Raw genomic sequence first — 23,776 nt, 5'->3', positions numbered from 1 at the left:
GATCAGCCGGCCTTGGCCGGCGGGGTCGCAGGTTTCGGGACGGGCGGCGCGGCGGCCTGGGCGCCGGGCTTGGCCGCGCCGGCGGCCGGCAGCGGCCCTGCGGCGGCCTGAGCCGCAGCGGCGACCTTCTTGACCTCGGCGAAGCGGCTGGCCAGCGCCTCGGTCAGCTTCTTGGCCTCGACCGGCGGCATGTTGGCGAGGATCGGCGAGAGCGCCCGCTCCTTCATCTTGGCGGCCACCGGCAGGCGCACCGCGTCGTCCAGCAGCACCATGCGCGGCGCGGCGTCCTTGGGCTTCATCAGCTCGAACACCTTCACCAGGCGATCGATCTCGGCCTGCTCCTTGGCGTCGGCGTCGACCATCAGCTTGGCGATGTCGCCTTTCATGCCGGTCAGGGCCTGGAGCTTGGCGTCGAGCTTGGCCTCGGCGGCGGCCAGCAACGCAAGCTGCACGTCCAGGTCCTGCTCGCGCTTGTCGAGCTGGCCGCGGCGCGCGCCCAGACTCTGCAGCACCTGCAGCTCGGCCGGCGACAGCCCTGCTTCCTTGGCCAGTTCGGCCGCGGTCGGCGCGCAGACCGCGGCGGGCTTGGCGGCGGCCGGCAGGGTCGGAACCTTGGCGGCGGTGTCCTTGGCCTCGCCTGTCGAGGCCTTCTCGTCCGATTTGGCTGCGGACTTCACGCCCTTGGCCGCCTCTTCAGCGAAGGCGCGGGCGCCCGAGACCATGTCGGGCAGGGTCTGAGCGCCGGACAGCGCATTGACGCCGATCACGCCGGCGATAGCGACGCCCACCAGCGGCAGGATGCGGGGCATGTTCTGCATCAGCGGACTCCAGCCCGGGCGCGCAGCGGCGCGCGCTCTAAGGGCGCATCGAAGAGGTCGTCGTCAAAGGTCGGACGGGCGCGGGGCGCGACCGGCTCCCGGCGCGGCGTTTCGCGCTGCGGACGCGGCTCGCGTGCGGCCGAAAGCAGCGAGCCGAGGCGCTGGGTCACCCGCTCCACATCGGTTTCCGAAACCGGCTCGGCGGCGCGGCCGGCGAAGCTGGGGGCGCCCTGGAGCTGGCGATCCAGCTTGGCGGTGAGGGCCCGGGCCTTCTCGATCCGGTCGGCCAAGGCGTCATGCGCCTCGTCAGTGGCCGCGCGCAGGTCGGCCAGACCCTGCTCGGCCCGGCTGGCGGCGGCGTCAAGGTCGGCGACCGCGCGAGCGAAGCCCTCGTGGCTTTCACGCAGGGCCTTAAGCCGCGCATTGAGGCGATAGCCCATGACGAGGGCGACGGTCAGCAGACCGGCCAGCATCAGGTTCATTCCGATGGCGATGGCGCTCATTTGAACCTCGCAATGGCTTTCTTGGCGTGCGGCGACAGGGGCGCGTCGACCCGCACGGCGATGTGGTGGTTGCGGCGGCCCATGCGGCCGCGGGTCAACGGAATGGCGCCGGCGCGCAGCTCGATCTGACTGTCGGGCGTGGCGTTGAGCAGCAGGGTGTCGCCGACTTTCAGTTCAAGCACCTGGCGCAGGGGCAGCTGCTGTTCGTCGAGCACGGCGCGCACGTCCATCTGCGTGGTCCAGAGTTCGGTCGCCAGATGGCTTTCCCAGATGTTGTCGCGGCCGAACTTCTCGCCCATGAACTGCTGGAGCAGCATCTTGCGGATGGGCTCGAGCGTCGCGTACGGCAGCAGCAGTTCGATGCGCCCGCCGCGGTCTTCCATGTCGATGCGCAGCTTCACCAGGATGGCCGCATTGGCCGGCCGCGCGATGGCGGCGAAACGCGGATTGGTCTCCAGCCGGTCGAGGGTGAAGCTGACGGGGGTCAGCGGCTCGAAGGCGGCGCGCGCGTCGGCCAGCACCACCTCGACCATCCGCTGGACCAACACGCGTTCGATGGTGGTGTAGGGACGCCCCTCGATGCGCATGGCCGCGGTGCCGCGGCGACCGCCCAGCAACACGTCGACGATCGAGTAGATCAGGTTGGAGTCGACCGTCAGCAGGCCGTAATTCTCGAGCTCCTCGGCCTTGAAGACCGACAGGATGGCCGGTAGCGGGATCGAGTTCAGATAGTCGCCGAAGCGGATCGACGAGATGTTGTCGAGGCTGACCTCGACGTTGTCGGAGGTGAAGTTGCGCAGGCTGGTGGTCATCAGCCGCACCAGGCGGTCGAAGACGATCTCCAGCATCGGCAGGCGTTCGTACGAGACGAGCGCCGAATTGATGATCGCGCGGATGCCCGAGCGCTCGGCCGCTTCCTCGTCCGACAGATCGAAGCCGAGCAGGCTGTCGATCTCGTCCTGGTTCAGGATACGCTCGGCGCCGAGCATCCCCTCGATCTTGGAATCGTCGGGGTTGTCCCACGTAGCCGGATCGTCGGGATTAATCCCGCCCTGCATCCCGCCGATGATCTTGGGTTCGTCGTCTTCCATGCGTCACGCGTCGACCAGGCCCTGGGGGCCTAGTTGATCAACATCTCCTCGATCAGGACGGCGTTCACCTTGGCGGGGGCGATGACCATGTTCACCCGGCGCTGGATCTCCATGCGCAACTGGTAGGATCCCTGCGACCCTTGCAGATCCTCGGGGCGCAGTTCGCGCAGGAAGGTCTGGAACATGTCCTGGAGCCTGGGCATGTTCGGCTCCAGGGCGTCGACCGTCTCCTGGTCCGGGACCTCCAGGGTCAGCTTGAGCTTCAGGAAGGTCGCGCGGCCATCGGCCGTCTGCATGTTCACGACCACGCTGGGGATGGTGTAGAACAGCACGCCGTCGGGTCCCTCGCGAACCTCGCCGACCGGCTTGTCGCCTTCGCCCTTCTTCTTCTCGTCCTTCTTTTCCTTTTTCTTTTCGCCCTTGCCGGCGGCCGCCTCGGGCTTCGGCTTGAGCAGGAAGAACGCGCCCGCCCCGCCGCCGCCCAGCACCAGGACGGCCGCCGCGGCGGCGATGATCAGGATCTTCGGGGACAGCTTCTTCTTGGGCGCGCCCTCGCCGTCTTCGCCTTCGGCGGAGTCGGCTTCCGGAGCCTCCTTGACCTTGTCCTTGGCCACGCGCGCGCGCTCCTTAGAATCTATCCCTGTCTCATGGCCCAGGCATGGTTAAGGACAAGTTTTTAACAGGTGTTAACGGGCGCGATTTTCGTGCCGGGCAAAATCCGCCGGGCGACCGCCGTTAACTTTATTTCCCGTTGATTTTGCTGGATTTTCATACTGGCCCGATCCTTGCAGCCAAAACCGCCGACGAAAACGCCGCAGGTTAAGGCTTCGCCATGGACAACGCCCTCTACGTCGGACTCTCGCGCCAGATGACCTTGCGCCGGGAACTCGACATCGTGGCCAACAACATCGCGAACATGGACACCACCGGGTTCAAGGTCGAGAACCTGATGGTCGAGACCCAGCCCCAGGCGCCGGCCCAGACGGCCAGCGCGCCGCGGCCGGTGAAGTTCGTGATCGACCGCAGCGTCGGCCGCGACTTCGGCCAGGGCGTGCTGCGCTCGACCGGCGCGACCTTCGACCTCGGCATCCAGGGCGACGGCTTCTTCCGGGTGCGGACCGCCGACGGCGAACAGTTCACCCGCGACGGCCGCTTCCACATGGACGGCGACGGCCGGCTGGTCACCGAGGACGGTGCGGCCCTGCTGGACGAGGGCGGCGGCGACATCGTGATCGACCCCAAGCTCGGCCCCGTGACGATCGCCAAGGACGGCGTGGTCAGCCAGGGCCAGGAGCGCCTGGGCAAGGTGGGATTGTCGAAATTCCCTGAGCTGTCGGTGCTGGAGAAGGTCGGCGAGAACCGCTTCCGCAACAGCTCGAACGCCCAGCCCGTCCCCGCCACGGAATCCGTGATCCAGCAAGGGATGCTGGAAGGATCCAACGTCAAGCCGATCTCGGAGATCACCCGGATGGTCGAGATCACCCGCGCCTATGAGTCGATCACCAAGATGATGGACTCGAACTCCGAACTGTCCCGCCGCTCGATCGAGCGGATGGGGAAGGTGAACTAAGGAAGAGCTGACCGATGCAAGCGCTCCGCACCGCCGCGACGGGCATGGCCGCCCAGCAGCTGAACGTCGATGTGATCTCCAACAACATCGCCAACATGAACACCGTCGGCTTCAAGAAGCAGCGGGCGGAGTTCCAGGACCTGCTCTACCAGACCATCGAGCGGGCCGGCGCGCAGTCGTCCGACCAGGGCAACGTGGTGCCGACGGGCGTGCAGGTAGGCGGCGGCGTCAAGGCCGGCTCGGTCTATCGCATCACCGAGCAGGGCAACATGACCGCCACCGGCGGCAAGTTCGACGTCGCCATCTCGGGCCGCGGATTCTTCCAGGTGATGATGCCCGACGGGGTCATCGCCTACACCCGCGCCGGCAACTTTTCGCCCAACAACCAGGGCCAGTTGGTGACCGAGGACGGCTATCTGATCGAGCCGGCCATCACCATCCCGCAGGACGCCACGGACATCTCGATCTCCAAGTCGGGCCAGGTCCAGGCGATCCGTCCGGGCCAGACCCAGCCGGAGATCGTCGGCAACATCGAGCTGGCCACCTTCGTCAACGAGGCCGGTCTGGACGCGATCGGCGACAACCTGCTCAAGGAAAGCGCCGCCTCGGGCGCGCCGACGACCGGAACGCCGGGCGTCGACGGCGCGGGCGTGCTGAATCAGGGCTACACCGAGGCCTCGAACGTCGATGCGGTGAGCGAAATCACCGCCCTGATCGTCGCCCAGCGCGCTTACGAGATGAACTCGAAGGTCATCACCTCGGCCGACGAGATGCTGCGCACCGCCAGCAACATCAGGTCCTGATCATGATGAAACGCCTGCTGATCGCCGCCGCCGCGGCCCTGATCGCCGCCCCCGCCCTGGCCGCCACGCCGGTCACGCTGAAGGCCGATCCGACCGACAGCGACGGGATGATCACTCTGGGCGACCTGTTCGACGGCGCGGGCGCCGCCGGCAAGGTCCCGGTCGCCGCCAAGCCGGGCGCCTCTGCGGTGCTGGATGCGGCCGCCGTGCAGGGCGCGGCCCGCCGAGCGGGCCTGGAATGGGCCAACGCCGAAGGCTTCCGACGCATCGTGGTGCGCGGCGCGCCGACCGCCGGGCCAGCCGCCGGCTCGGCCCGCGCCAATGTCGAGGTGCTGACCTACGCGCGCAGCCTCCCGGCCGGCGAGATCGTCCAGCCGCAGGATCTGGTCTGGGCCAAGGTCGCCGCGGCCCCGTCGGACGCCCCCGGCGACGCCGACGCGGTGATCGGCCTGGCGGCCCGCCGGCCGTTGCGGGCCGGCGCGGCGGTTTCCGCCCGCGACGTCTCCGCGCCCCAGGTCATCAAGGCCGGCGAGATGATCACCGTCACCTACGACAACGACGGCATATCGTTGGCGCTGCAGGCCAAGGCCATGGCCGGGGCGGCGCTCGGCGACAGCTTCGCCGTCCAGAACACCGCCTCGAAGAAGGTCATCCAGGCCGTGGCCAGCGGCCCCGGCCAGGCTCTGGTCGGCCCCGCCGCCGATCAGCTCAAGGCCCTGCCCCGCACCCAGTACGCGCTCCGTTAGGGAACAGCCCCCATGCGTATCTCGCTTCTCGCCGTCCTCGCCCTCAGCTCCCTGGCCGCCTGCTCCACCGTCAAGGAAGCCGTGAAGGGCCCAGAACTCGCCCCGGTCGGCTATCCGGCCGCCCTGGTCGGGCGCGAGCAGCCGACCTTCGTCTCGGCCCGCGAGCCCTCGCCGCAGCCGGCCTCGGCCAACTCGCTGTGGCGGACCGGCGCGCGCGCCTTCTTCATCGACCAGCGCGCCAACCGGGTCGGCGACATCCTGACCGTCCAGATCGACATCGACGACTCGGCCCAGACCAAGAACACATCGACCAGCAGCCGCACCTCCGGAATGAAGGCCGGCGTCGACAACTTCCTCGGCCTGGAATCGAGCCTGGGCAGATTTTTCCCGGGCGGGTTCGATCCCGCCAACGCGGTCAACACCAACTCGGCCACGAACAACACCGGCACTGGGGCGGTCACCCGCTCGGAGAAGATCTCTCTGACCATCGCGGCGGTCGTGACCAACGTGCTGCCCAACGGCAACATGGTGATCCAGGGCACCCAGGAGGTGCGCACCAACGCCGAACTGCGTCAGCTCACCGTCGCCGGCATCGTGCGGCCCGAGGACATCTCCTCGGCCAACACCATCAAGCACACACAGATCGCCGAGGCGCGGATCAGCTACGGCGGCCGCGGCGACATCAGCCGGGTGCAGAAGGTTCCGGGCGGCCAGTCGCTGGTCGAGCGGTTCCAGCCCTTCTAGGCAGATGCTAGCTTGGCCGGCATGAAGCTCGTCCTGCCGCTCGCCGCCCTCGCTCTGTCGCTCGCCACCGCCGCCGGCGCCCAGGACACGGATCACGTCTGGACCGTGGAGACGCCGAAGGACGGCGAGGCGGCCCTGCGCTTCGGGACGCCGAACACCGACGACCAGCCGCTCGCCTTCTTCTGCACACGCAAGTCGGGCCAGGTGAAGCTGCTGGCCGACCTCGCCAAACAGCTCGGCGTGCGCCAGATCGGGGAGACCTGGGTCGACCGGGCCGGCGTGCGCGAGCCCTGGCCGATGAGCGTGACCCTGGTTTCGCAAGGCGTCTCGCTCAGCCTGCGCGGACAGGGCAGCGCCAACGAGATCACCCACGGGACGACGGCGCAGGCGGAGTTCTCGACTCTTGCGCCTTTCGCCGCCGCCTTCCGCAAGAGCGGCGAGGTCACCCTGACCGCGATCGGCCAGACGCTTCAGCCGGCGCCCGCCCCCAAGGGCCAGGTCCGCAAGTTCCTGGGCTTCTGCAAATAGGGCCTAAGCCCGACGGCCAGCGGTCGAGACGTTGTCGACGCCGAGCGCGGCCAGGGCGCCGGCCATGATCCCCTCGGCGTCCAGGCCGGCCTGGGCGTACATCGCCTCGGGCTTGTCCTGGTCCTGGAAGACGTCGGGCAGCACCAGGGTGCGGACCTTCAGGCCGCGGTCGAGCGCGCCATGCTGGGCAAGCGCCTGAAGCACAAAAGCGCCGAAGCCGCCCATGGCGCCTTCTTCCACGGTGATCAGGGCCTCGTGCCCGCGCGCCAGCCGCAGCAGCATTTCGATGTCGAGCGGCTTGGCGAACCGGGCGTCGGCGACGGTGGCCGAAAGGCCGCGGGCGGCCAACATGTCGGCCGCCTTGAGGCTTTCGGAGAGCCGGGTGCCGAAGGAGAGGATGGCGACGGCCGACCCCTCGCGCACGATGCGGCCCTTGCCGATCTCCAGCGGGTCGGCGAGGTCCGGAATGGAGACGCCCAGGCCCTCGCCGCGCGGATAGCGGAAAGCGGAGGGGCGGTCGTCGATGGCCGCGGCGGTGGCGACCATCCGGGCCAGCTCGGCCTCGTCGGCGGCGGCCATCAGCACCATGCCCGGCAGGGCGCCCATGAAACCGATGTCGAAGGAGCCGGCGTGGGTGGCGCCGTCCGCGCCGACCAAGCCGGCGCGGTCCATGGCGAAGCGCACGGGCAGGCCCTGGATCGCCACGTCGTGGACGACCTGATCGTAGCCGCGCTGCAGGAAGGTCGAATAGATGGCGCAGAACGGCTTCATGCCGTCGGCGGCCAGGCCCGCGGCGAAGGTCACCGCGTGCTGCTCGGCGATGCCAACGTCGAACATGCGCTCGGGGAAGCGCTTGGCGAAGAGGTCCAGGCCGGTGCCCGAGTCCATCGCCGCGGTGATGGCGACGATCTTGGGATCGACCTCTGCCCGCTTGATCAGCTCCTGGGCGAAGACCTTGGTGTAGGTCGGCGCGACGGGGGCGCTCTTGGCTTGCTGGCCGGTGATGACGTCGAACTTCGCCACCGCATGCAGCTTGTCGGCTGCGCTCTCGGCCGGGGCGTAGCCCTTGCCCTTCTGCGTGACGACGTGGACCAAGACCGGCTTGTCCTTGATCTCCCGCACGTTCTTCAGCACCGGGACCAGAGCGTCCAGGTCATGGCCGTCGATCGGCCCGACATAATAGAAGCCCAGTTCCTCGAACATGGTGCCGCCGGTGACCATGCCGCGGGCGTATTCCTCGGCCTTGCGGGCCGCTTCCTGCAACGGCTTAGGCAGCACCTTGGCCACCGACTTGCCGAGGTTGCGCAGCGACTGGTAGCCGCCGCCAGAGACCACGCGGGCCAGATAGGCGCTCATCCCGCCCACAGGGGGCGCGATCGACATATCGTTGTCGTTGAGGATGACGGTCAGCTGGCCCGTGGTGGCGTGGGCGTTGTTCATCGCCTCGTAGGCCATGCCGGCGCTCATCGAGCCGTCGCCGATGACCGCGACCACGCTGTTGGACTTGCCGGCCGCGTCGCGCGCGGCGGCGAAGCCGAGGGCGGCGCTGATCGAGGTCGCCGCATGCGCGGCGCCGAACGGATCGTATTCGCTCTCGCTGCGCTTGGTGAAACCGGACAGGCCCCCGCCCTGGCGCAGGGTGCGGATGCGGTCGCGGCGCCCGGTCAGGATCTTGTGCGGATAGGCCTGGTGCCCCACGTCCCAGATCAGGATGTCGTCGGGCGTCTCATAGACGTGGTGCAGCGCCACAGTCAGTTCGACGACGCCCAGTCCGGCTCCGAAGTGCCCGCCGGTCTGGGACACCACGTCGATCATCTCGGCCCGCAGTTCATCAGCCAGCTGGCGCAGTTCAGGCGCACTGAAACCCCGCATGTCACGCGGGTATTTGACCTTGTCGAGCAGGGGTGTGACTGGCGCCATATTGTGGAGTTTTCTTGAATTAGCTCTGGCGATCTAGCACGAAATCGACGCTAGCCCGCAGGAAATCGGCGCGCGGACCGAACGGTTCCAGGTGCGCCTTGGTCTGTTCCTTCAGCACGGCGAGCCGCTCGCGGGCGGCCTGGGCCCCCAGCAGGGTCACGTAGTTGGCCTTGCCCCTCTCGGCGTCCTTACCAGCCTTCTTGCCCATGGCGGCGCTGTCCCCCTCGGCGTCGAGCAGATCGTCGACGATCTGGTAGGCCAGGCCGATGTCCTGGGCGAAGCCCATCAAGGCATGGCGCTCAGCCTCTCCGGCGTGGGCGATGATAAGGGGCAGCTCGAAGGACACGGCGATCAGAGCCCCGGTCTTCAGGCGCTGCATGCGCGCGACCGCACCCAGGTCGTCGCGCACGCCCAGCATGTCGATCATCTGGCCGCCGCACATGCCCCGCGCGCCCGCCGCCTGCGCGAGCTTCAGCACCATGTCGGCGCGGACGTTCCCGTCGTGATGGGTGTCAGGATCGGCCAGGATCTCGAAGGCCACGGTCTGCAGGGCGTCGCCGGCCAGGACGGCGGTCGCCTCGTCATAGGCCTTGTGTACGGTCGGCCGGCCGCGGCGCATGTCATCGTCGTCCATGCACGGCAGATCGTCGTGGATCAGGCTATAGGCCTGGATGCATTCCAGCGCGCAGGCTGCGCGGAGCACCGGCCTATCCTCCAGGTCGAACATCCGCCCGGTCTCGATGGCGAAGAAGGTGCGCAGCCGCTTGCCCGGGCCGAGCGCTGCGTAGCGCATGGCTTCCGTCAGCCGCTGCTCGGGCCCTTCGGCCCGCGGCAGGAGCTCGTCGAGCGCCACCGTCACCAGATCGGCGGCCTCGGCCACGCGCTGGGCCAGCGACATCTCAGTTGAACTCGGCCGGCTCGACGCCCGCCTGTCCGTTCTGGCCGACGACGATCTTCTCGACCCGCAGACGCGCCGCCTCCAGGCGTTTCTCGCAGTGGGCCTTCAGCAGCGCCCCGCGCTCATAGAGCTCAATGGACTGTTCCAGCGGCGCCTGGCCGGATTCAAGCTGGCCGACGATGCGTTCCAGCTCGGCCAGGGCCTGCTCGAAGGAGAGCGCGTCAATATCGGCGGCGTCGGCCATGCTTCAGGATTCCTCGAAAGCGGGCAAGTTAGTGACCGAGGGCGCCCCCGGCAATGCGGCAACGTCCCTAACGCCGCTCGTACCGCCGCGTGGACCAGTACTTCCAGCCCTGATTGGCGGTCAGACGCCAGCCCCGGCGGCGCAGGGCGCGGCCGACCATGAAGTTGAAGAAGCCGTGCGCAAGAACGACGACATCGTGCCCCTGGCCGGCGTACTCCACGATCATGTCGGCGGCCTGTTCGGCCCGCGCCTCGGCCTCGCGCCGCGTCTCCTGGCCTTCGTGATGGTTGAAGAACCACCACCAGAAGCGGGCGATGAAGCCCCAGACTTTGGGCGACATCCTCACGAAGCTCGGCCAATGCGGCGGCGGCAGCGGCGCCTCGACGAACAGGGCGTTGCGCGCGAACTCCCGGCCCGCGGCCAGGGCCAAGGCGCTCTCGATGGAGCGGTTGCGGACCGACGAGATGATCACGCCGGCGCGCGCGGTCTGCTCGACCAGGGCGAGCGGCGGCTTCTGGCCCGGCCGGATGCCGAGCTGCTCGTAGCGGCTCCAGTAATCCCGATAGCCGTGTGCGTTCAGCATCACCTTGCGGTGAATGTCCGGTTCGCCATGGCGCGCCAGAACGATCGCGCCAGGGCGTACGGCAGCGCCTTTCGGAAGGTCGGCGGTCAAAGCGTCGGCCATTTCGTCTGAAGGCCTGGGAAACTCCCGGCCTCGCCCTTACCCCTGCGAGAGAGCCTGAACATGCGCAAGCGCCGACTGGCCTAGAGCCTCTAGGTCGTACCCGCCCTCGAGCGAGGAAACAACCCGCCCGCGTCCGTGAGCGCGCGCAACTTCCAGGATCGCCCGGCTGGCCCAGGCGAAATCCTCGGCCTCCAGGTTCTGGCTGGAATCGCTGACCGGATCGCGCGCATGGGCGTCGAAGCCGGCCGAGACGATGATCAGGTCGGGGCGGAAGGCGTCGACGTGGTTCATCAGACCCGAGAATTCGCGCCGCCACGCCTCGCGCGTCGCGCCGGGGGCGACGACGGCGTTGCGCACGTTGGCGGGGACGCTTTCCGATGGATGGCCGGTGCCGGGCCACATGGGCCACTGCTGGACCGAGGCGAAGAAGAGGTCGTCGTGACCGCCGAGCGCGGCCTGGGTGCCGTTGCCGTGATGGACGTCGAAGTCGACCACGGCGACCCGGCGCAGGCCCGCCTCCTGGGCCGCGCGTGCGGCGACCGCCACGTTGGAGAAAATGCAAAAGCCCATCGGCAGGGCCGGTTCGGCATGATGCCCCGGCGGGCGCACGGCGCAGAAGGCCCGCTCGACCTGGCCGGCGGCCACGTCCCGTACCGCCTGGACAACGCCGCCCGCCGCGCGCAGGGCCGCCTGCAGGCTGCCAGGCGACATGTAGGTATCCTCGTCCAGCTTCAGCAGGCCGGCCCGGGGCGCCGCGTCGATCACCGCCTGGACATAGGCGCTACGGTGCGCCAGCAGCAGGTCGGCCTGGGCGATCGGCGGCGCCTCGCGCCGCTCGAGGACGAGGGTCGTATCGTCCAAAGCGCCCAGGACCGCGCTCAGCCGCTCCGGCCGCTCGTAGTGCCAGTCGCCCGGCCGGTGGTCGAGCATATCGGGATGGGTGTAGAGGGCGACGTCCATTGGAATCGTAGAATAAACACGCGAAGCTTCCGAATGCAGCAACCAGTGATACGCCGCGCGACGCTTTCCGACGCGTCCGCCCTGGCGGAAATCGGCGCCCAGACCTTCAGCGAGACCTTCGCCCATCTCTATCCCCCTGCCGATCTCGCCGGCTTTCTTGGCGAGGCCTACAGCCTGGAGCGCACGCGGCGGGACCTCGAAGACCCCGCCAAGGCCCAGTGGATCGTCGAAGCGGACGGTCAAGTCGTGGGCTACGCCCTGGCAGGCCCGTGCGAGCTTCCGCATGCGGACGTCACCGCGAACTGCGGCGAGCTCAAGCGGTTCTATCTCCTGAAGCCCTGGCAGGGCGGTGGGGTGGGCGGACGGCTGTTCGCCGAGGTGATGGCCTGGCTTGAGGCCGCAGGACCGCGCGACCTTTGGATCGGCGTGTGGTCCGAGAATTTCGGCGCCCAGCGATTCTACGGCCGTCACGGATTCGAGAAGGTCGGAGAGTACGGTTTCCGAGTCGGAGGGACCGTCGACCGCGAGTTCATTTTGAGGCGTGTCGCGCACGCTGATTCCACCTTCGGGTGAAAAATAGGCGAAGCCTTGCCAGCTTCGCTAAATCTCTCATCTCGCTTAGAGAAATATTGCTGCGAATTAACATCCCGGTCTTTGACGCTGCGGCCGGGTTTTGCCAGTTTCCCCCCCAATCATCGGCCTAGCTGGATTGGCGACGGGTGGGATGCTGAAGATCGGATATGTCCGCCTGCGCGACCCGCGCTCGACGGAGGATACGGCGAGCCTCAAGGCCGCTGGTTGTCACGTAGTTCGCGCCGAGGAACCGGCCGGGCTCGCGTTCGACGATTCGTCGGTCCTGAACTCCATCATCGACTTCATCGCGGAAGGCGACCAACTGGTCGTCACGCGGCTCGGCCATCTGGGCTCGTCAGCCCGCGACCTGCTGGACGTGCTCGACCGGCTCGAGTCCCGCGGCGCAAGCCTGATGATCGCCGACGCCGAGATTTGCAGCCTGGGTGAAGGCGGTCGAGCCCTGCGCGCAGCCCTCGGCGCCGTCGCAGCCGTCGAGCCGCCCTGGGCAGGACGCCGCCGCAAGGGCGCGCCCGCCGAGGACATCCGCGCGCTTCAGGCCGCCGGCGTCGGCCCCGTCGAGATCGCGCGCCGGCTCGGCGTCTCGCGCATGACCGTGTGGCGCAAGCTCAAGGAAGCTACCGCCTGATCGCCTGAAAAAGACGCCAGCGGCGCCCTTGCGATCATTACGTTATAATATTACATCCCTCCCGTCGCGACGACGGCGGCCGAGCGTGTCCGCGTATCTGGAGGGTCTTTTGAAAGCTGCCCCAAGCTCCCTTCTGGACGCCTCGGCCGTCAGTTTGTCAGGCCTCTGCCTGGCCCATTGCCTGGCCCTCCCCCTTGTCGCCGCCTCCTCCCCCCTGTTGGCGACCTGGGCGGAGGCTGAGTGGATCCACGCCGCGGCGGTGGCGCTCGCCGCGCCGATGTCGGCCCTGGCGCTCTGGCGGCGTGGCCAGTCGCGATGGGTGCTGGCGCTTTCCTTGCTGGGCCTGGCCATGCTGACGCTAGGCGCGTTGCATTGGCCCTCGGCGCGGCTGGAAACGCCGATCACGGTCACGGGCAGCCTGTTCCTGGCCGCCGCGCACGTCCTGAACTGGCGCCGCCGCCACGGTTGCCCCGCGACGCCCTGCCCCAAGGAGTCTTAGGCCGCCATCAGTTCATCGAACTGACCGATGTCGACGATCGGCGAGGCGACGCCGCGCTCGATCCTCATCACCTTGTTGCAATAGGCGCGGATGGTCGTCGGATCATGCGACGCCAGAACCAGCACGCCGGCCCGATTGACCAGTTCCAGCAGGCGCTGGTGGGCGTGACATCGGAAATCGGCGTCGCCGACCGCGATCCATTCGTCCATCAGCAGCACGTCGGCTTCGACCGACGTCGCCACCGCGAAGGCCAGACGCGCCTGCATGCCCGCCGAGTAGGTCTTCAACGGCATGCGCAGGAACTCGCCCAGGCGCGAAAACTCGATGATGCCGGGCAGCCGCTCCTCGATCTCCCGACGCGACAGCCCGGCGATCAGCCCGCGCAGGCGGATGTTGTCGAGACCCGTCGCAGTCGGGTCGATGCCCAGGCTGAGGTCCAGGAGCGAAGCGATCCGGCCATGGACGCTGACCAGCCCCTCGTCGGGCTCGTAGGCGCCACAGAGCGTGCGCAGCAGGGTGGTTTTTCCCGAACCGTTGTGGCCGACCAAACCCAGCCGGTCACCCGCCTCAAGCGAAAAGCTGACATCGTGGAGCGCCGTCACCACCTTGCCGCCGCGGCCGAACGCACCGCCCACCGCGGCCTTGGCCAGGTGCTTCTTCAAGGATCGACCGTCCGCCCCGAACACTGGAAACCGCAGGGTCAGGTTCTGAACGCGGACCGAAATCATGCAGGGCTCACACGCCGACGGGACGCCTGCCGCGGGCTTCGCCCGCCGGCCGGTGATTACCCATAATACGACTCATTATTACTTGTTAAGTAAAAACTGTATTCCATGACGTAAGGGCGTGCTGGACAACCGCCGTTCGCGCCTCCATCTTTGCAAGTCAAACGACTGTTCGTCTCGCGACTGGAAGCCCCGCCATGTTCATGCGCTTTTTCACCGAGCTGCGCGAAGCCAAGGTGCCGGTGACGCTGAAGGAGTACCTCATGCTGATGGAGGCGCTCGACAAGGTGGTGATCGATCGGTCGGTGGAAGACTTCTATTTCCTCTCGCGCTCGGCGCTGGTGAAGGACGAGAAGAACCTCGACAAGTTCGACCAGGTGTTCGGCCATGTGTTCAAGGGCCTGGACAAGGTCGAGGGGATCGGCACGGCCGACATCCCCGCCGAATGGCTGCGCAAGATCTCCGAGAAGTTCCTCACCGAGGAGGAGAAGGCCCAGATCGAGGCCATGGGCGGCTTCGACAAGCTGATGGAGGCCCTGGCCGAACGGCTGAAGGAGCAGAAGGAGCGTCACGAGGGCGGCGACAAGATGATCGGCACCGGCGGCACCTCGCCGTTCGGCGCCAACGGCTATCATCCCGAAGGCGTGCGCATCGGCCAGGACAAGGGTCGCCACGGCAAGGCGATCAAGGTCTGGGACAAGCGCGAGTACAAGAACCTCGACGACAGCGTCGAACTCGGCACCCGCAACATCAAGGTCGCCCTGCGCCGCCTGCGCAAATGGGTTCGCGACGGCGCCGCCGACGAGCTGGACATGCCGGGCACAATCCGCGGCACGGCCGAGAAGGGTTATCTCGACATCCAGATGCGCCCCGAGCGCCGCAACAAGATCAGCGTGCTGATTTTCTTCGACATCGGCGGCTCGATGGACAGCCACATCAAGGTCTGCGAGGAGCTGTTTTCGGCCGCGCGGTCCGAGTTCAAGAACATGGAGTTCTACTACTTCCACAACTGCCTCTATGAGAGCGTGTGGAAGGACAATCGCCGCCGTCACAACGAGAAGCTGAACACTTGGGACATTCTCCACAAGTACTCCAGCGACTACAAGGTGATCTTCGTGGGCGACGCGACCATGAGCCCCTACGAGATCACCTATCCGGGCGGCTCGGTCGAGCACTGGAATGAGGAAGCCGGCGCCGTCTGGATGGACCGGGTAGCCCAGATCTACGAGCACATGGTCTGGCTGAACCCGACCGCCGAGCGGCACTGGGACTACACGCCCTCGATCGAGGTGATGAAGCAACTGGTGAACGACCGGATGTTCCCGCTGACCCTCGAGGGACTTGAAAAGGCGATGAAGGAACTCGCGCGTTAGAGCCCCTCCCGCTCGCGGTGTTTCATCCAGCGGACTGGAAGGACTTCAAACCAAAGACGACGCGAGCCGCATCGCGGATCTCCCTTCGCCTGCTAAGGTGTCGGGACATTTGAGAGATTCGCCCGTGGACCCCGCCCAGGCCAACGAACCCGAAGAAACCAACGAAGCCGCCACCAAGGCCGCCGTGTTCTGCGCCGCCGAGCGGCTTTTCGCCCTGCATGGGTTCCAGAACGTCTCGGTGCGCGACATCACCGCCGACGCCGGCGTGAACCTCGCCTCGGTGAACTACCACTTCGGCTCCAAGGACGCGCTGCTGTTCGAAATCTTCCGTCGCCGCACGGCGGAACTGAACCGCGAACGCGCCCGGATGCTGCACGAGGCCAACGACCGCCACCAAGGCGACCCGCCTGTGCGCGAGATCCTGGAGGCGCTGTTCGCGCCGCCGCTGCGCTGGGGCTCGCCCGACAACGACCGGCGTATCTCGATCCAGTTCATCATTCGCTCGCGCAGCGAGGGCACCGCCGAGATGCGCGAGGCCCTGGCGAAGGACGTCAGCCACCTGGCCCGCTTCGCCGACGCCCTCATCAAGGCGCGCCCTGACCTGCCGCGAGAGACCGTCTACTGGCGGCTGCACTTCTGCCTCGGCATGGTCCACAACAACCGCTTCGCCGAGTTCGACCGCCTGCACGTCCTGTCGGACGGGGCGACCCGCGAGGGCGACACCGATGGGCTGCTCAAGCGCATGCTGGACTTCGCCGAAGCAGGCTTCCGCGCCTAGGCGGCCAGGCTCCACGCGAACTTCAGATCCTGGACGAAGGCCGCATAGGCCTGGTCGCGCGCGTCCTGATCCGGAACCCGGAGCAGGTATGACGGATGATAGGTCACCACGCCCTGCGCCTCGTCCGTCAGCTGGAACGCCTGACCGCGCGACTTTCCAATCGGCATGGCCTTGCCGAACACCCCCAGCGCGGCGTTGGCCCCCAGGCTGACGATCACCCGGGGGCGTACGATGCGCCGCTCGGCGTCCAGCCACCAACGACAGGCCGAGACATGAGAGGCAGAGGGGTTCTGGTGGATCCGCCGCTTGCCGCGCAATTCATGACGGAAGTGCTTCACCGCGTTGGTGACATAGGCCCGATCGCGTGGAACCTGCGCTTCCGCCAGGGCGCGGTCGAGCATCTGGCCGGCCGGTCCGACGAAGGGCCGCCCGACCAGATCCTCCTGGTCGCCGGGTTGCTCGCCCACCAGCATCAGCGGCGCGGCGGCGGGCCCCTCGCCCGCCACGCCCTGGGTGGCGTCGCGCCAGAGCTCGCAGCGGCGGCAGAAGTCGACCCCGGCGGCGATCTCCTCCAGGCTGGAGGGCGCGCCTTCCTCGAAGGACGCGTCGCGCGACAGGCGCTGGGCCTGACGCACGACCCGGCGGTTCGGCTCTGAGGGCGCTTGTCGGACCATGACGTCGGTGCGGCCTTCGGCGGATTGGATCAGTTCCGGAATGAGCCGCGCCTCCGGCAGGTTCCTCCAGTAGCGCTTGGGCATCTCGCGCTGCATGGTCGCAACCTTCAGCCGGGCCGGATTGAAGGTCGCTGCGTAATAGGTGCGCCAGTACTCTTCCAACGTATCCCCTGACGGGGCGTCGGCCGGATCGGCGCCAGCGGTGAGGCGAAGCTGCGCCTTGTCCCAGTGGATGCAGACGTCGGGCGTCAGGATCGACCAGTTCATATTCGCGAACCGCCGCGCGAAGAACGGAGCGACCTGCTCGGTCACCCGGTGGGCCGGCTCGAACCAGGCCACATAGGTCTCCTCGGCGGCGTCCTCGACCAGCCGCAGGCGGACGAAGGCCTTCATCTTGTGGGCCGCGCGCGACACGGCCTGCGCCATATGACGAGCCCGCGCGACGTCCGGGTCCGAGGCCAGCTCCATAAGGTTCGCCTCCCGCTCGAGCCGCCAGAGCAAGCGGTAAAGCAGGGCGAACCGCTCGCCCGAGCGGTGCAGCGCGACCTCCCGGGCGAGATCCACGAAAGCGCGCGGCGCGGTGAAGCTGGGCGGCGAAGGGGCCGGCGTCTTAGCCTCATCGCCGAACAGGTCGCCTTCGCCGTCGACGGTCCAGAGCACCTCGTCGGGCGCCTGGTGCTCGGCGCGCAGCCGCCGCGCGGCGGCCCGCCAACCGGCGAAGTCGATCTCCGAAGCCAGGCGCACGATACGCATCAGAAGAGGCTCAACTGCTGGGGCGCAACGCGGCGGCGCAGGTCGGCCGCATCGGTCAGGGCGCCTGGCCGCCAGTCGTCGACCACGATGAAGGGGCGCGACTTCGCCAGTCCCCGGCTCAGGCGCTTCACGTCCTCGAGGCGCAGGCGCTTGTGGCGGCGAAGTGCGATCAGCCGATCCACCGCCGTGACGCCCAGCCCCGGCGTACGCAGCATCCGCTCGCGGTCGGCGGTGTTGAGGTCGACAGGAAACTCGCCGCGGTTCCTCAGCGCCCAACCGAGCTTCGGATCGACCTGCAGGTCGAGGTTCTGGTCACCGCCTGCGATCTCGGACGCCGAGAAGCCGTAAAACCGCATCAGCCAGTCGGCCTGATAAAGCCGGTGCTCGCGCACCAGCGGTGGGCGTTCGGGCGGCAGGCGCTTGGTCGTGTCCGGGATCGGGCTGTAGGCCGAATAGTAGACGCGGCGCAGGCCGTAGGCGCCATAAAGCCCGGCGCTGCGGGCCAGGATTTCTCCGTCGCTGGCGCCGTCCGCGCCCACGATCATCTGGGTCGACTGGCCGGCGGGGGCGAAACTGGGCGGAGCCGCCCTGCGAGCCGGCTCGGAGACGTTTTCGATCCCCAGCCGTACTGCGCCCATCGCCTTGCGGATACGCCGCCCATCCTTCTCGGGCGCCAGGTCGCTGAGGCTCTCCTCGCGCGGCAGTTCTATGTTGATCGACACCCGGTCTGCATAGAGCGCGGCCTCGTTCACCAGCTCGGGCGAGGCCTCCGGGATCAGCTTCAGGTGCACATAACCGCGGAAATCATGGTCGAGGCGCAGCGAGCGCGCCACGCGCACCATCTCCTCCATGGTGTAGTCGGCGCTGCGCACGATCCCAGAGGAGAGGAACAGGCCCTCGATATAGTTGCGCTTGTAGAAGCCGAGCGTGAGGTCGACCACCTCCTGCGCCTTGAACCTGGCGCGCGGCGTGTTCGAGCTGACCCGGTTCACGCAATAGGCGCAATCATAGACGCAGAAGTTGGTGAGCAGGATCTTCAGCAGGCTGATGCAGCGCCCGTCCGGCGCATAGGCGTGACAGATGCCCATCCCCTCGGTCGATCCGACGCCCCGGCCGCCCATGGAGCCGCGCTTGGAGCTTCCCGACGAAGCACAGGAGGCGTCGTACTTCGCCGCGTCGAACAGGATGGAGAGCTTTTGCTTGAGATCGAGAACGGCCATGCGGCAAGCCTAATGTTCTCAATTTGTTCTTACAAGCCGCCTCGACGTGCGGCCTGTTTGCGCCCTAGCCTGCGGACATGGATCTTATCGACCCCTTCGCCCAGGCCAGCCCGCGCTTCCTGACCCGCTTGAAGTCGGGCGAACCGCACCAGGTGTTCTCCGGGTTCCTCTATCACGTGGAGGGCGACCACTACCTGATCCTCACCGCCCTGCACTGCCTGCTGCGGCCTGGCGCCTTCTACTTCAAGAACCGCGGGACCGAGGACAACTGGTCCGAGATCTACGGCTACACGCTGGAATGCGAAGCGCTGGACCTGAAGGTTCCGCTCTACGACGACAAGACGCCGCGCTTCCGCTGGCATCCCGATCCGCTCAACGCCTCGCTCGACGTCGCCGCCGTACCAGTGCGTCTGCCGGCGCGCCCGCAGGCGATCAACTGGGCCGGACGGTTCGGCGACTACGACGTCGTCACCGAGGGCCTGCCGCTGACAACCGGATCAGCCGGCATGATCTACGGCTTTCCCGGCGGGGCGGCGATCCTGAAGAGCGCCCCGATCGCGCGCGGGTTCACGCTCGCCAGCGACTACCGGATCAACCCCTTCGCGTTCCACGTCGACGGCATCGGCGGCGCGGGCTGCTCGGGCGGGCCGGTCGCGCTTAGGGCCGAGCGCGGCGACCGCACCCTGCTGCAATGGATCGGAATCTATGTGGCGACCTACGAGGCCGAGCGCCTCGGCCGCTGCATCCCGCTGGGCCCGGTCATGGAGGTCGTGGATGCGGCGGCGGGCGAGCCGGCGCTCTGGGGGTAAAGGGCGGCGTTCGGTCACACCCACCCTTAAGGGAACATTGGTATTCCAGGCGCATCGCGGACGGGATCACAAGCGGAGCCTGTTCATGACCGAGGCCGACAGGGAAACGCCGTTTCAGGGCGCGCCGACCGGCGCCTGGCGGGAGGCCGCGCGATGATCGACCGGACGCTTCGCCGCCTGACCGCCCTGGAACACAGCGCTTCGACCGCCCGAGTGCTCAACCTTGTCGCGGCGCACCGCAAGACGGAGGACGAGGAAGCCCTCGCGCAAGCGCCGTTCTTCCAGAACCGCGTCCTGAACCGCTGCATCATCGTCAAGCATCGGGTCCGCCTGAACGAGTACGAGCTGTTCGGACGGGTCAGGGCGAACGCTACCAAGATCATGGCGCCCATCGACGGCAGGGACCTGCGTCTCGGCGCGCGTTTTCTCATGATCGGCCAGAGAGATTTCGACGAGACGGCCGCCGAGATGTTCGGCGAGGCGTTGCGCCCCGGGCAGCCCGACCGTCAGGTTCTCGATCTGATCGACGATCTGCCTTCGCTGGATCCGTTCCTGCTGCGCGAACACCTGAAGCGTCACGGCTTCACGCCGGCGCGCGCCTACTTCGCGATCACCGACGCCGACATCCAGCGGATGTACGACTTCGTCCGCAGCGAGATTCTCGCTCTGGTCTCGATGTCGACCGGCGACGCCGCAGGCCAGTCCCACGCCGCACGCCTGGCGGACAAGCTGCTGTCCAATGCACCGGAAAGCGGCTTCGAGCCGTTGAAGGAGACGCTGAAGCTCAGCGACAAGGACTATCAGGACGGCGTCTTCGCGTGGCGCGGCTTCCTTTACTATAAATGGGTCTTGCACGACCTGACCCCGGCGCTGGGAGAAGTGCTGGTGCAGTTGGCGACCCTTCACCCGCGCGGTCCACGCGACCCCGAGGCGACCAGCTATATTCCGCCCGCGCGCAAGCGCCTGCAGACCGCCATCGGCCGCGCCGTGGCCGGCGTCAACGCCATGCTGGGGGTCTACGACAACGCATATCGCTCGCTCACTCATGACGGCCAGCCGACCGCCTTTCGCGACTTCCTGCTGGCCGCGCCCGACATGTTCATGAAGCTCGGCGAGCAGCTGGGAGCCGTCCAGCACATCGTCAGCTTCTGGCGCTACCGGTTCCCGCAGGAACGGGCCTCGGCCATCCCGCCCGACGAGCTGATGGACATCTTCCTCGACTTCGAGGACAGCCTCTCGTTCCTGCGGGCGAACGCGCAGGCTTCCTAACTCCAAAAACCGGTTGCGCAGCGGCCACGGTTGTCGTCCGGTAGCCGAACCGGGACTGCAAGGGAGGCTGGATCGGCATGTCGACGACGTTCAAGCTCAATGGCCGCGACGTGACCGTCGCGGGCCCCGACGATTCCCCGCTGCTCTGGGCGATCCGCGACGAGATTGGCCTGACCGGCACCAAGTTCGGATGCGGCATTGGCGGATGCGGCGCCTGCACGGTGCATCTCAACGGCGACGCCGTCCGTTCGTGCGTAACCCCGCTCAGCGCCATCGCCGGCCAATCGGTCGTCACGATCGAAGGCCTGGATCCGAAAGGCGTCCACCCGTTGCAGACCGCCTGGGTTGAAGCCCAGGCGCCGCAGTGCGGCTACTGCCAGTCCGGCCAGATCATGCAGGCCGCGGCGCTGCTCAAGTCCACGCCCAACCCGACCGACGAACAGATCAACGAGGCCATGAACGGCAACCTCTGCCGCTGCATGTCCTATGTACGCATCCGCAAGGCCATCAAGCTGGCCGCCGCCAAGACCGCGGGGGTGAAGGCATGAACGCGATCGCCCCCCTCTCCCGCCGCGGCTTCCTAATCTCGGCCGCCGCCGCCGGCGCGGCTATGAGCTTCTCCGTCGCCCCCGACGAGGCCGCCGCCGCGGGCGGCTATGAGCCGACCATCTGGTACTCGATCGGCCGCGACGGGACAGTCACCGTCAATGTCATCCGCGCCGAGATGGGCCAGCACGTGGGCACGGCGCTTGCCCGCATCGTCGCCGACGAATTGGAGGCCGACTGGTCGAAGGTGCGGATCAACCACGTCGACACGGCCGCCAAGTGGGGCCTGATGGTCACCGGCGGCTCGTGGTCGGTGTGGCAGAGCTACCCCCTCATGAGCCAGGCTGGGGCGGCCGGCCGCATGGTGCTGATCGAGGAAGGCGCCCGGCTGATGGGCGTCGATCCCAAGGCCTGCACGGCGCGGAACAGCATGGTCAGCGGCGGCGGCAAGTCGATCTCCTATGGCGACATCGTCGCCCGCGGAAATCCCAGCCGCAGCTTCACGGCCGACGAGTTGGGCAAGCTGCCGATCAAGAAGGCCGCAGACCGACGCCTGATCGGCAAGGCCTCGCCCCAACTCGACATCGCCGCCAAGGTCGACGGCTCGGGCAAGTACGGCCTCGACGCCAAGATCGAGGGCATGGTCTACGCTCGGCCGAAAATTCCCCCGACCCGCAACGGTTCAAAGGTGGTCAGCGTCGACGACAGCGCCGCCAAGGCGGTGCCCGGCTACCGCCAGCATCTGGTCCTGGACGACCCGTCGGGCACGGTCCCCGGCTGGGTGCTGGTCATCGCCGACAGCTTCGTCGCGGCCAACGCCGCCGCCGACCTGGTCAAGGTGCAATGGGCGGCCGGCGAGACGGTCAAGACCTCCGAGGCCGACGTCCAGAAGCGCGCGGCGACCCTGATCGCCGATCCCAAGGCCGGCTCGCTGGTGGTCGAGGACCCTGGCGTCGACGCCGCCTTCGCCGCAGCCAAGAGCAAGATCGAGCGGACCTACACCACCGCCAGCGCGCTCCACTTCCAGATGGAGCCGGTCAACGCCCTGGCTGTGGTCAAGGACGGAATCTACGAGATCCATACCGGCAACCAGTGGCAGTCGTTGGTTCTGCCCTGGCTCTCCAAGGCGCTGGGCCTCCCCGAGGACAAGATCGTTCTCAAGACCTACCTGCTGGGCGGCGGCTTCGGCCGGCGGCTGAACGGCGACTACGCAGTGCCCGCCGCCCTCGCGGCCAAGGCCCTGAACCGGCCGGTCAAGGTAGTCTTCACCCGCGCCGACGACAGCCAGTTCGACTCCTTCCGTTCGCCCTCGGTCCAGGTCGTGAAGATGGCCTTCGGCGACGGTGGCCGCGTCACCGCCATGGACCACGCCGCCTGCGCCGGCTGGCCAACCGAGATCATGGCGCCGTTCTTCATGCCCAAGGGCGCCAACGGCGTTCCGTTCGATCCCTTCGCAATCAACGGGGCCAATCACTGGTACAGCGTCGGCGCTCAGCGCGTGCGGGCGGTATCGAACGACTTGGCCAACAAGACCTTCCGTCCGGGCTGGCTGCGCTCGGTCGGGCCGGGCTGGACCAACTGGGCGGTCGAGAGCTTCATGGACGAAGCCGCCTACGCCGCCGGCAAGGACCCGCTGGCCTTCCGTCTGGCCCTGCTGGACGGGACCGGCCGCAACGCCGGCTCGGCGCCTAATGCGGTGGGCGGCGCCAAGCGGCAGGCCGCGGTGCTGCAGCGCCTGGCGAAGAAAGCCGGCTGGGGCCAACCGCTGCCCAAGGGCGCGGGCCTGGGCATCGCCACCACCTTCGGCCAGGAACGCGACATGCCGACCTGGATCGCCTGCGCCGCGCGGGTGAAGGTCGATCCCGCCTCGGGCGCGGTGAAGGTCGAGAAACTTACCCTCGTGGCCGACGCCGGCACCATCGTCTCGCCGCAAGGCGCCCTGGCCCAGATGGAAGGCGCGGCGCTGTGGGGCATGAGCCTGGCGCTGTTCGAGGGCACAGAAATCGAGAACGGCAATGTCCGCGACACCAACCTCGACGGCTATACGCCGCTGCGGATGGCGGACGTGCCCGACCTCGACATCGAGTTCGTCGAAAGCGCCGAGGTTCCGGTCGGCCTGGGCGAGCCGGCGACCACGGTCGTAGGCCCGGCGATCGGCAACGCCATCTTCGCGGCAATCGGCGCACGCGTGCGCCACCTGCCCATCCGGCCCGAGGCCGTGCTGGCGGCCCTGAAAACCAAGGCTTAGCGTTCCGGCGGACGCCCTCGTCCGCCGGACAATATCCCTTCAAATACAGCAGAGCATTCGCGAAAGCGAATGCTCACGCTCGTTCACCATGTTTCCGATTTTCTTCTATACATTCGCCCGAAGGTTGATAATCATCGACTTCAGTTCAGAGTG

The 23,776-nt window shown here is 67.6% G+C and carries 26 protein-coding genes; 14 read left to right on the top strand and 12 right to left on the bottom strand.

Annotation, left to right across the window (positions count from 1 at the left end; genetic code table 11):
• Positions 1 to 2 precede the first annotated feature (2 nt).
• The 4 genes from ACE3T2_RS00980 to ACE3T2_RS00965 all read right to left on the bottom strand — a co-directional run bounded on the left by ACE3T2_RS00980 (position 3) and on the right by ACE3T2_RS00965 (position 3,026).
• Entirely contained in the window at positions 3 to 818 is an 816-nt protein-coding gene (locus ACE3T2_RS00980; RefSeq protein ID WP_374653746.1) for a MotE family protein, read from the bottom strand.
• On the bottom strand, positions 818 to 1,321 hold the full coding sequence (locus ACE3T2_RS00975) for a DUF6468 domain-containing protein (RefSeq protein WP_374653744.1): 504 nt from the start codon (positions 1,319 to 1,321) through the stop codon (positions 818 to 820). The genes ACE3T2_RS00980 and ACE3T2_RS00975 overlap by 1 nt, the downstream gene beginning before the upstream one ends.
• Positions 1,318 to 2,310: a flagellar motor switch protein FliM gene (gene fliM, locus ACE3T2_RS00970; protein ID WP_374654047.1), complete on the bottom strand. Its 993-nt coding sequence runs from the start codon at positions 2,308 to 2,310 to the stop codon at positions 1,318 to 1,320. The genes ACE3T2_RS00975 and fliM overlap by 4 nt, the downstream gene beginning before the upstream one ends.
• A 131-nt stretch (positions 2,311 to 2,441) precedes the next feature.
• Positions 2,442 to 3,026, bottom strand: coding sequence for a flagellar basal body-associated FliL family protein (locus tag ACE3T2_RS00965; RefSeq protein WP_374653742.1), 585 nt, complete (start codon positions 3,024 to 3,026; stop codon positions 2,442 to 2,444).
• A 218-nt stretch (positions 3,027 to 3,244) separates the two neighbouring features.
• On the opposite strand from ACE3T2_RS00965, the gene flgF reads away from it, so the two are divergent.
• From flgF to ACE3T2_RS00940, 5 genes are read left to right on the top strand one after another with little or no spacing between them, the layout of a single operon-like run.
• Positions 3,245 to 3,982, top strand: coding sequence for a flagellar basal-body rod protein FlgF (flgF, locus tag ACE3T2_RS00960; protein ID WP_374653740.1), 738 nt, complete (start codon positions 3,245 to 3,247; stop codon positions 3,980 to 3,982).
• Positions 3,983 to 3,996: 14 nt separating this feature from the next.
• Positions 3,997 to 4,785 carry a flagellar basal-body rod protein FlgG gene (flgG, locus tag ACE3T2_RS00955; protein WP_374653738.1) on the top strand — a complete coding sequence of 263 codons (789 nt, stop codon included), beginning with the start codon at positions 3,997 to 3,999 and terminating at the stop codon, positions 4,783 to 4,785.
• Between the two features lie 5 nt (positions 4,786 to 4,790).
• Positions 4,791 to 5,531 carry a flagellar basal body P-ring formation chaperone FlgA gene (gene flgA, locus ACE3T2_RS00950; RefSeq protein WP_374654045.1) on the top strand — a complete coding sequence of 247 codons (741 nt, stop codon included), beginning with the start codon at positions 4,791 to 4,793 and terminating at the stop codon, positions 5,529 to 5,531.
• A gap of 12 nt (positions 5,532 to 5,543) precedes the next feature.
• Positions 5,544 to 6,275 carry a flagellar basal body L-ring protein FlgH gene (gene flgH, locus ACE3T2_RS00945; protein ID WP_374653736.1) on the top strand — a complete coding sequence of 244 codons (732 nt, stop codon included), beginning with the start codon at positions 5,544 to 5,546 and terminating at the stop codon, positions 6,273 to 6,275.
• Between the two features lie 21 nt (positions 6,276 to 6,296).
• The gene (locus ACE3T2_RS00940) at positions 6,297 to 6,803 is read left to right on the top strand and encodes a hypothetical protein (protein ID WP_374653734.1); all 507 of its coding nucleotides are present in this window, start codon (positions 6,297 to 6,299) and stop codon (positions 6,801 to 6,803) included.
• A gap of 3 nt (positions 6,804 to 6,806) precedes the next feature.
• Here the strand turns inward: ACE3T2_RS00940 and dxs are convergent, their stop codons facing one another.
• From dxs to ACE3T2_RS00915, 5 genes are all read right to left on the bottom strand, one after another.
• A complete protein-coding gene (gene dxs / locus ACE3T2_RS00935; RefSeq protein WP_374653732.1) occupies positions 6,807 to 8,723 on the bottom strand; it encodes a 1-deoxy-D-xylulose-5-phosphate synthase in 1,917 nt (638 codons plus the stop codon).
• A gap of 19 nt (positions 8,724 to 8,742) precedes the next feature.
• Positions 8,743 to 9,621, bottom strand: a complete 879-nt coding sequence (locus ACE3T2_RS00930) for a polyprenyl synthetase family protein (protein WP_374653730.1) — start codon at positions 9,619 to 9,621, stop codon at positions 8,743 to 8,745.
• A gap of 1 nt (position 9,622) precedes the next feature.
• On the bottom strand, positions 9,623 to 9,865 hold the full coding sequence (locus ACE3T2_RS00925; protein ID WP_312162449.1) for an exodeoxyribonuclease VII small subunit: 243 nt from the start codon (positions 9,863 to 9,865) through the stop codon (positions 9,623 to 9,625).
• Between the two features lie 67 nt (positions 9,866 to 9,932).
• Positions 9,933 to 10,550, bottom strand: a complete 618-nt coding sequence (locus tag ACE3T2_RS00920; RefSeq protein ID WP_374653728.1) for a histidine phosphatase family protein — start codon at positions 10,548 to 10,550, stop codon at positions 9,933 to 9,935.
• 36 nt (positions 10,551 to 10,586) lie between these two features.
• Positions 10,587 to 11,510 carry a histone deacetylase family protein gene (locus ACE3T2_RS00915; RefSeq protein ID WP_374653726.1) on the bottom strand — a complete coding sequence of 308 codons (924 nt, stop codon included), beginning with the start codon at positions 11,508 to 11,510 and terminating at the stop codon, positions 10,587 to 10,589.
• Positions 11,511 to 11,543: 33 nt separating this feature from the next.
• Between ACE3T2_RS00915 and ACE3T2_RS00910 the strand changes: the two genes are divergently transcribed.
• From ACE3T2_RS00910 to ACE3T2_RS00900, 3 genes are all read left to right on the top strand, one after another.
• Positions 11,544 to 12,083: an N-acetyltransferase family protein gene (locus ACE3T2_RS00910; protein WP_374653724.1), complete on the top strand. Its 540-nt coding sequence runs from the start codon at positions 11,544 to 11,546 to the stop codon at positions 12,081 to 12,083.
• A gap of 151 nt (positions 12,084 to 12,234) precedes the next feature.
• Positions 12,235 to 12,729, top strand: coding sequence for a recombinase family protein (locus ACE3T2_RS00905; RefSeq protein ID WP_374653722.1), 495 nt, complete (start codon positions 12,235 to 12,237; stop codon positions 12,727 to 12,729).
• A gap of 109 nt (positions 12,730 to 12,838) precedes the next feature.
• A complete protein-coding gene (locus ACE3T2_RS00900; RefSeq protein WP_374653720.1) occupies positions 12,839 to 13,228 on the top strand; it encodes a MerC domain-containing protein in 390 nt (129 codons plus the stop codon).
• Here the strand turns inward: ACE3T2_RS00900 and ACE3T2_RS00895 are convergent.
• Positions 13,225 to 13,956, bottom strand: a complete 732-nt coding sequence (locus ACE3T2_RS00895; protein WP_374653718.1) for an ABC transporter ATP-binding protein — start codon at positions 13,954 to 13,956, stop codon at positions 13,225 to 13,227. The two genes, ACE3T2_RS00900 and ACE3T2_RS00895, sit on opposite strands and share 4 nt — an antisense overlap.
• 194 nt (positions 13,957 to 14,150) lie before the next feature.
• Here ACE3T2_RS00895 and ACE3T2_RS00890 point away from each other — a divergent pair, with 194 nt between their 5' ends.
• Complete coding sequence (locus tag ACE3T2_RS00890) at positions 14,151 to 15,326, top strand: VWA domain-containing protein (RefSeq protein ID WP_374653716.1); 1,176 nt, start codon at positions 14,151 to 14,153, stop codon at positions 15,324 to 15,326.
• A 124-nt stretch (positions 15,327 to 15,450) separates the two neighbouring features.
• Positions 15,451 to 16,104, top strand: a complete 654-nt coding sequence (locus ACE3T2_RS00885; protein WP_374653714.1) for a TetR/AcrR family transcriptional regulator — start codon at positions 15,451 to 15,453, stop codon at positions 16,102 to 16,104.
• On the opposite strand, the gene ACE3T2_RS00880 is transcribed toward ACE3T2_RS00885, so the two are convergent.
• Together ACE3T2_RS00880 and ACE3T2_RS00875 are read right to left on the bottom strand one after the other, a co-directional pair.
• On the bottom strand, positions 16,101 to 17,531 hold the full coding sequence (locus ACE3T2_RS00880; RefSeq protein WP_374653712.1) for a UdgX family uracil-DNA binding protein: 1,431 nt from the start codon (positions 17,529 to 17,531) through the stop codon (positions 16,101 to 16,103). The genes ACE3T2_RS00885 and ACE3T2_RS00880 overlap by 4 nt on opposite strands.
• Positions 17,531 to 18,751 (bottom strand): putative DNA modification/repair radical SAM protein, encoded by a 1,221-nt coding sequence (locus tag ACE3T2_RS00875; RefSeq protein WP_374653710.1) that lies wholly within the window; start codon positions 18,749 to 18,751, stop codon positions 17,531 to 17,533. Before ACE3T2_RS00875 ends, ACE3T2_RS00880 begins: the two co-directional genes overlap by 1 nt.
• Before the next feature lie 77 nt (positions 18,752 to 18,828).
• Here ACE3T2_RS00875 and ACE3T2_RS00870 point away from each other — a divergent pair, with 77 nt between their 5' ends.
• The 4 genes from ACE3T2_RS00870 (at position 18,829) to ACE3T2_RS00855 (ending at position 23,623) form a co-directional block, all read left to right on the top strand.
• Complete coding sequence (locus tag ACE3T2_RS00870) at positions 18,829 to 19,560, top strand: hypothetical protein (protein WP_374653708.1); 732 nt, start codon at positions 18,829 to 18,831, stop codon at positions 19,558 to 19,560.
• A 153-nt stretch (positions 19,561 to 19,713) separates the two neighbouring features.
• Positions 19,714 to 20,829: a hypothetical protein gene (locus tag ACE3T2_RS00865; RefSeq protein ID WP_374653706.1), complete on the top strand. Its 1,116-nt coding sequence runs from the start codon at positions 19,714 to 19,716 to the stop codon at positions 20,827 to 20,829.
• 77 nt (positions 20,830 to 20,906) lie between these two features.
• Complete coding sequence (locus tag ACE3T2_RS00860; RefSeq protein ID WP_374653704.1) at positions 20,907 to 21,377, top strand: (2Fe-2S)-binding protein; 471 nt, start codon at positions 20,907 to 20,909, stop codon at positions 21,375 to 21,377.
• A complete protein-coding gene (locus tag ACE3T2_RS00855) occupies positions 21,374 to 23,623 on the top strand; it encodes a molybdopterin cofactor-binding domain-containing protein (protein ID WP_374653702.1) in 2,250 nt (749 codons plus the stop codon). Before ACE3T2_RS00860 ends, ACE3T2_RS00855 begins: the two co-directional genes overlap by 4 nt.
• The last annotated feature ends 153 nt before the right edge of the window (positions 23,624 to 23,776 follow it).

Origin of the sequence: Phenylobacterium sp., from assembly GCF_041919955.1 — a bacterium.
GTDB lineage: Bacteria > Pseudomonadota > Alphaproteobacteria > Caulobacterales > Caulobacteraceae > Phenylobacterium.
This window is presented reverse-complemented; position numbering and strand designations above follow the sequence as displayed.

Excerpts from the sequence above, each read along its gene's own strand:
- ACE3T2_RS00980 (WP_374653746.1), bottom strand. The coding sequence starts at position 818 with ATGCAGAACATGCCCCGCATCCTGCCGCTGGTGGGCGTCGCTATCGCC.
- ACE3T2_RS00975 (WP_374653744.1), bottom strand. The coding sequence starts at position 1,321 with ATGAGCGCCATCGCCATCGGAATGAACCTGATGCTGGCCGGTCTGCTG.
- fliM (WP_374654047.1), bottom strand. The coding sequence starts at position 2,310 with ATGCTCGGCGCCGAGCGTATCCTGAACCAGGACGAGATCGACAGCCTG.
- flgF (WP_374653740.1), top strand. The coding sequence starts at position 3,245 with ATGGACAACGCCCTCTACGTCGGACTCTCGCGCCAGATGACCTTGCGC.
- flgG (WP_374653738.1), top strand. The coding sequence starts at position 3,997 with ATGCAAGCGCTCCGCACCGCCGCGACGGGCATGGCCGCCCAGCAGCTG.
- flgA (WP_374654045.1), top strand. The coding sequence starts at position 4,791 with ATGAAACGCCTGCTGATCGCCGCCGCCGCGGCCCTGATCGCCGCCCCC.
- flgH (WP_374653736.1), top strand. The coding sequence starts at position 5,544 with ATGCGTATCTCGCTTCTCGCCGTCCTCGCCCTCAGCTCCCTGGCCGCC.
- ACE3T2_RS00940 (WP_374653734.1), top strand. The coding sequence starts at position 6,297 with ATGAAGCTCGTCCTGCCGCTCGCCGCCCTCGCTCTGTCGCTCGCCACC.
- dxs (WP_374653732.1), bottom strand. The coding sequence starts at position 8,723 with ATGGCGCCAGTCACACCCCTGCTCGACAAGGTCAAATACCCGCGTGAC.
- ACE3T2_RS00930 (WP_374653730.1), bottom strand. The coding sequence starts at position 9,621 with ATGTCGCTGGCCCAGCGCGTGGCCGAGGCCGCCGATCTGGTGACGGTG.
- ACE3T2_RS00925 (WP_312162449.1), bottom strand. The coding sequence starts at position 9,865 with ATGGCCGACGCCGCCGATATTGACGCGCTCTCCTTCGAGCAGGCCCTG.
- ACE3T2_RS00920 (WP_374653728.1), bottom strand. The coding sequence starts at position 10,550 with ATGGCCGACGCTTTGACCGCCGACCTTCCGAAAGGCGCTGCCGTACGC.
- ACE3T2_RS00915 (WP_374653726.1), bottom strand. The coding sequence starts at position 11,510 with ATGGACGTCGCCCTCTACACCCATCCCGATATGCTCGACCACCGGCCG.
- ACE3T2_RS00910 (WP_374653724.1), top strand. The coding sequence starts at position 11,544 with ATGCAGCAACCAGTGATACGCCGCGCGACGCTTTCCGACGCGTCCGCC.
- ACE3T2_RS00905 (WP_374653722.1), top strand. The coding sequence starts at position 12,235 with ATGCTGAAGATCGGATATGTCCGCCTGCGCGACCCGCGCTCGACGGAG.
- ACE3T2_RS00895 (WP_374653718.1), bottom strand. The coding sequence starts at position 13,956 with ATGATTTCGGTCCGCGTTCAGAACCTGACCCTGCGGTTTCCAGTGTTC.
- ACE3T2_RS00890 (WP_374653716.1), top strand. The coding sequence starts at position 14,151 with ATGTTCATGCGCTTTTTCACCGAGCTGCGCGAAGCCAAGGTGCCGGTG.
- ACE3T2_RS00880 (WP_374653712.1), bottom strand. The coding sequence starts at position 17,531 with ATGCGTATCGTGCGCCTGGCTTCGGAGATCGACTTCGCCGGTTGGCGG.
- ACE3T2_RS00875 (WP_374653710.1), bottom strand. The coding sequence starts at position 18,751 with ATGGCCGTTCTCGATCTCAAGCAAAAGCTCTCCATCCTGTTCGACGCG.
- ACE3T2_RS00870 (WP_374653708.1), top strand. The coding sequence starts at position 18,829 with ATGGATCTTATCGACCCCTTCGCCCAGGCCAGCCCGCGCTTCCTGACC.
- ACE3T2_RS00865 (WP_374653706.1), top strand. The coding sequence starts at position 19,714 with ATGATCGACCGGACGCTTCGCCGCCTGACCGCCCTGGAACACAGCGCT.
- ACE3T2_RS00860 (WP_374653704.1), top strand. The coding sequence starts at position 20,907 with ATGTCGACGACGTTCAAGCTCAATGGCCGCGACGTGACCGTCGCGGGC.
- ACE3T2_RS00855 (WP_374653702.1), top strand. The coding sequence starts at position 21,374 with ATGAACGCGATCGCCCCCCTCTCCCGCCGCGGCTTCCTAATCTCGGCC.